This window comes from Tepidiforma sp. (assembly GCF_034433535.1).
In the GTDB taxonomy this organism is placed as follows: domain Bacteria; phylum Chloroflexota; class Dehalococcoidia; order Tepidiformales; family Tepidiformaceae; genus Tepidiforma.
On sequence record NZ_DAOUAO010000077.1, the window covers coordinates 1 to 4,527 of the forward strand.

The 4,527-nt window shown below is 68.2% G+C and carries 4 protein-coding genes, 1 pseudogene and 1 riboswitch; of the genes and pseudogenes, 1 reads left to right on the plus strand and 4 read right to left on the minus strand.

Translation table 11 applies throughout. From position 1 onward, the window contains the following. On the minus strand, positions 1-857 hold an 857-nt coding region (ribB, locus tag VAE46_RS04305; RefSeq protein WP_416223939.1), incomplete at its 3' end, for a 3,4-dihydroxy-2-butanone-4-phosphate synthase. A gap of 17 nt (positions 858-874) precedes the next feature. After that, positions 875-1,471: a riboflavin synthase gene (locus tag VAE46_RS04310; protein ID WP_322795687.1), complete on the minus strand. Its 597-nt coding sequence runs from the start codon at positions 1,469-1,471 to the stop codon at positions 875-877. A gap of 145 nt (positions 1,472-1,616) precedes the next feature. After that, positions 1,617-1,752: riboswitch (FMN riboswitch) on the minus strand. A 927-nt stretch (positions 1,753-2,679) separates the two neighbouring features. Here VAE46_RS04310 and VAE46_RS04315 point away from each other — a divergent pair. Next, complete coding sequence (locus VAE46_RS04315) at positions 2,680-3,474, plus strand: hypothetical protein (RefSeq protein ID WP_133117616.1); 795 nt, start codon at positions 2,680-2,682, stop codon at positions 3,472-3,474. Here the strand turns inward: VAE46_RS04315 and VAE46_RS04320 are convergent. After that, on the minus strand, positions 3,471-4,127 hold the full coding sequence (locus VAE46_RS04320) for a 3'-5' exonuclease (protein WP_322795688.1): 657 nt from the start codon (positions 4,125-4,127) through the stop codon (positions 3,471-3,473). The two genes, VAE46_RS04315 and VAE46_RS04320, sit on opposite strands and share 4 nt — an antisense overlap. A gap of 3 nt (positions 4,128-4,130) precedes the next feature. Further along, positions 4,131-4,527 (minus strand): annotated as a pseudogene (locus VAE46_RS04325) (hypothetical protein); the annotation flags it as partial.

Below are 4,527 nucleotides of genomic sequence, written 5' to 3' on the forward strand. Positions count from 1 at the left end.
CCGCCCTGCTCGCCGATCATCCGCAGCGCGGCTTCCTTCTGCTCGCCGCAGTCGCAGCGCATCGAACCGAAGACGTCGCCGGTCACGCACTGGTCGTGCACCCGCACCAGCGTCGGCACATCGGGGTCGATGGGCCCCTTCACCAGCGCAACGTGCTCATCCGGCTGACCCTCCGCCCGGTAGCCGAGGATCATCATCTCCCCGTACGGCGTCGGCAGGCGCGTCTCAGCCACCCGCGTCACCAGCCGCTCCGTCCGCAGCCGGTACCGGATGATGTCGTTGACGGTCACGATCCGCAGCCCGTGCCGCCGCGCGAACCGCCTCAGGTCCGGCATGCGGGCCATTTCGCCGTCCATCTTCATGATTTCGCAGATCACAGCTGCCGGGTACAGGCCCGCCAGCTTCGCCAGGTCGACGCTCGCCTCCGTCTGCCCTGCGCGCACGAGCACCCCGCCCTTGCGCGCCCGCAGCGGAAACATATGCCCCGGGCGGGCAAGGTCCTCCGGCCGCGTCTGCGGGTCGATCAGCACCTGCACCGTCCGCGCCCGGTCGGCCGCGCTGATCCCGGTGGTCACCCCCGTCCGCGCTTCCACCGAAACCGTGAACGGCGTCCCGAACCCGGAGGTGTTCGATTTCGGGTCCACCATCAGCGGGAGCTGGAGCTGGTCGCACCGTTCCTCCGTGAGCGAACAGCAGATCAGCCCGCGCCCGTACTTCGCCATGAAGTTGATGTGGTCCGGCGTCACGAACTGCGCCGCGATGCAGAGGTCGCCCTCGTTCTCACGGTCCTCGTCGTCCGTGATGATCACGAACTTCCCGCGCCGGTACTCCTCGATCGCCTCCGGGACCGTTGCCATCACCGGGTCTCGCTCGCTCACTTCGCACCCTCCCCCGCACGCGCAGCCAGCACGCTTTCGACGTACCGCGCCAGGATATCGGTCTCCAGGTTCACACGGTCGCCCGGCTTCCGCCCGACGAGGTTGGTGTGCTCCTGCGTGTACTGCACCAGCGAAACCGCGAAGCTCTCGGAGTCCTTCGCGATGATGGTCAGGCTGATCCCGTCGATGCACACCGGCCCCTTGACCACCATGTAACGCAGCAGCTCTGGGGGCGCCGCGATGCGCACGATGATCGCCTCGCCTTCCGGCGTCATCGAAACGATCCGGCCCGTCCCCTCGACAACCCCGCGCACGATGTGCCCGCTCAGGCGGTCCGTCGGCCGCACCGAACGCTCGAGGTTGACCCGGTCGCCCGGCTTCAGCTCCCCGAGGTTGCTCCGGCGGTACGTCTCAGGCATCAGGTTGGCGAAGAACGTATCGCCGTCGATCGAGGCAACCGTCAGGTCGACCCCGTTGATCGCGATCGAATCCCCCAGCTTGCTGTCCTGCAGCACGAGGGGCGCCCGGATGCGCAGCGTCCCTTCGCCTGCCTCCACCACTTCGCCGACTTCTTCGATGATCCCGGTAAACATCAGGCGCGCCCCCCGCTCCAGGCGCTCATCCTGCCAGCCGGTCCCCTCATGGCATCAGCCCCGGTGCAAAGTTTCGATCCTCCCGGGGCGGCGGGAAATGCAGCAGCGCACAGCACGCAGGGCAGGCCGGGCCTGCCGCGCAATCCCCTGTTCTCTCCCATCCGGACTGTTACCGTCGGCCCCGGGATTCCACCGGGTCAGCCCCTGCATCGAGCGAGCGGTGCAGGGGGTCGCGGGCTTTCACCGCCGGTGGGGAATTGCACCCCGCCCCGAGAACATCACCATCATCGTTCGCGTTACGCAAAGGATTGTCAAGGGGCCAGCGCCCGCTGCCGGCGCCCCTCGCTCACCGTTGCCGAGCCCTTGACCCCCCCCCAATTTGTGGCTAGCATGACGAAAATTATGCACCGGAGGTCGCCCATGAAGCGAGTGGCTGTCATCGTTGCTTGTGCGACAGTCACGCTCGCGTCGTTCACGGCAGAACGGAGCGCTGGGGCACTTGCGACGCAGGTCTGGGTAATGCCAGCCCATCAGAACGGCGGTGCTTCCGTTGCTGATTATGGACTGCATTTCGACGACTACGCGGGCCTCGGAGCCTATGACTACTCTGGGTCGCTCTCGCTTTCAACACCGGTCTACGTCCGGGCGATGGCACCCGTCACGCAGGCGTATCCCGTCCGGTACTGGTACTTCCTTGCCGAGGACTGCCGCGTGCGGGCCCGCATGCAGCGCCTGGTCGCAGGGACCTGGGTCACCGATTACGACCACGACATTGACATCCTTCACGTTTCCACGGCCTCTGTGAGCTCCGGGTACACATCAGCCGTCAGCTCCGCAGGGCAGTGGCTTGCTTCCGTCGTTGCCAATCCGGGGTATTGTGGGACGAGCGCGCTCCACCTTCATATGGCCATGCGGCCCTCAGCGTACGTGGCCGTCGTGGATAAGACGGACGACACGTGCTGGGCGAACGGTTCAGAATGTTCGGTAATGGGCGGCAAATCAGTGGGGCTGCATGGACCTTCGGCTACGTCGTGCCCCGGATATCGTGTCGGCTCGACCATCAACCGGTCGGGCGGGGTTGGCTATTCCCCGTCATGGATTCCCTACTCCTGTCAGAACTGGTCCTTACGCTGGCGCTCGCCCGACACGCCAGCGTTCGAAGCACATTGAGCGGCCGGGCAGTGGCGCCCGGCGAAAGGAACCGCGCCATGGCTTCATCGAACATCTCGTGGAGGCACCCCCGGCAGCTTGCGCTGACGGCAGCCGCACTCGCCGCGGTCATCATCGCCGCCGGCGCGCTCCTCTGGAACGCGAGGAGCGGCAGCAGCGAGCAGCCGCCGGTGTCTGCAGCCCCGACGCCTACGCCCGGCCTTCTCTCCGGAGTCCCCGCTGACCCCGTTGGGGCGCTTTCCCGGCTGCAGCAGGAAGCTCCTGCGGCGGCTTCTGCCCTCGATGGGCTCCTCCGCGGCGACCCGGCAGCGACGCTCTCCCGCCTTCGCACCCTGTCGGTCGCCTGCGAAACGATCATGGTGCGCGGCGAAACAGACTGCACGCGCCTCGGCGTGGCCCCCGGCACCGTCATCCGAAAGGTGACGCTCGACCGGCGGCCGAACGGCTTCTGGGCTGATGAAGCCGATGCTCGCAGGGCGGTCGAGTACCTCCTGGCAGGCCCGGTGCCGCGGCTCGACCTCCTCGCCACTATGGCGGATGGCACCACGCTGGCGATCCTCGGGATCGAACCGCGCGACCCGTTCGACGTCCCCGGCGGGCCTGTGCAGGCCTCCCGCCCCGAGAACCGGGTTGCACGCCTCCAGGTTCACATCGCTCCGGACGGGACCATCCTCGGGATCGCTCAGGCCACGTTCTCGACGCCCCCGCTCGAGGTGATCCGCTACGACGAGCACAACGGCATCGGCAGATACACCATCCGCTACGCCTCGCCCGAGCTCCGGCAGCAGGAGGCGGACTTCGCGGCAGGGCTCGCGGACGCCAGCAGGCCTTAGCGTTCCCTCTCGGCCGTCAGCCGGGCGACCCGTTCCACCAGCTTCACGAGCACGTCGTACGTCGCGTAGGCGTCCGCGAGTGCGCCGTGCTCCCCCATCCGCCCGATCCCGAGCCGGTCCGCCACGTGCCCGAGGTTGAACCGGTCCACCTCGCCGTTCCCCTTCAGCAGCGCCCGCGCTATCGCCTGTACGTCGATCGCCGCCAGTGCGAACGGCCACGGCTCCCCCAGCTGCCGGAACGCCTCGCTCAGGAAGGCAAGGTCCTGCGCCATCCCCCAGCCGGTGAGCACGGCGTCGCGCCCCGTCCCGGCGAACCGGTCCATCGCCGCCTCGAGGTCCAGCGCCGTCCTCCACTCCTTCGGCGAATAGCCGACCACTTTCAGCGCCGCCGGCACCGCGTTTCCGATCCGCTTCGGCCGCACCCGCGCGCTCCACGACTCCTCCTCCGGCAATCCCGGCGCCAGCGCCGCCCGCACCCCGGCGATGTCGAGAATCTCGTGCACCTGCGGGTTCGGCCCCGACATCTCCAGGTCCACCACGTACAGCGCTGCTGCGGCGGCGAGGTCAGCGAGTTCCGCCGGTTCGCCCGTCGGCCGTCCCTCCGCATCCAGCCGCCGGAGCCCCATCGACAGGACCGACTGCAGCGCCTCCATCCCCTATACCCTCCGCAGCTCCCGGCTCCCCACGGCCAGCGCCAGCGTCAGCCCCGCCGCAGCCAGCATCCACGCCAGCACCGTATGCGGCGCACCCCACCGGTCAATCATTGCCCCCATCAGCAGTCCTGCGAACGGCGTGAGCCCCCACGTCACCGTCTGCAGCGCCACCACCCGAGACCGGAATTCCGGTGCCGCCTTCATTTGCATCAGCGACGCGTTGAACGCCGCATAGATGCTGTGGAACACCCCCGCCACCACCAGCGCCCCCACCGCGAACCACAGCTCCCGCATGAACGTGAAGCCAGCCACCGACAGGCAGTAGAACAGGCATGCCCACGTCATCGCAGGCCCCAGCCGCTGGCGGTTCGATGTCGCCGCCACAATCGCGCCCCCCGCC

Coding starts and splice junctions, on each gene's coding strand:
- VAE46_RS04310 (WP_322795687.1), bottom strand. CDS start 1,471: ATGTTTACCGGGATCATCGAAGAAGTCGGCGAAGTGGTGGAGGCAGGC.
- VAE46_RS04315 (WP_133117616.1), top strand. CDS start 2,680: ATGGCTTCATCGAACATCTCGTGGAGGCACCCCCGGCAGCTTGCGCTG.
- VAE46_RS04320 (WP_322795688.1), bottom strand. CDS start 4,127: ATGGAGGCGCTGCAGTCGGTCCTGTCGATGGGGCTCCGGCGGCTGGAT.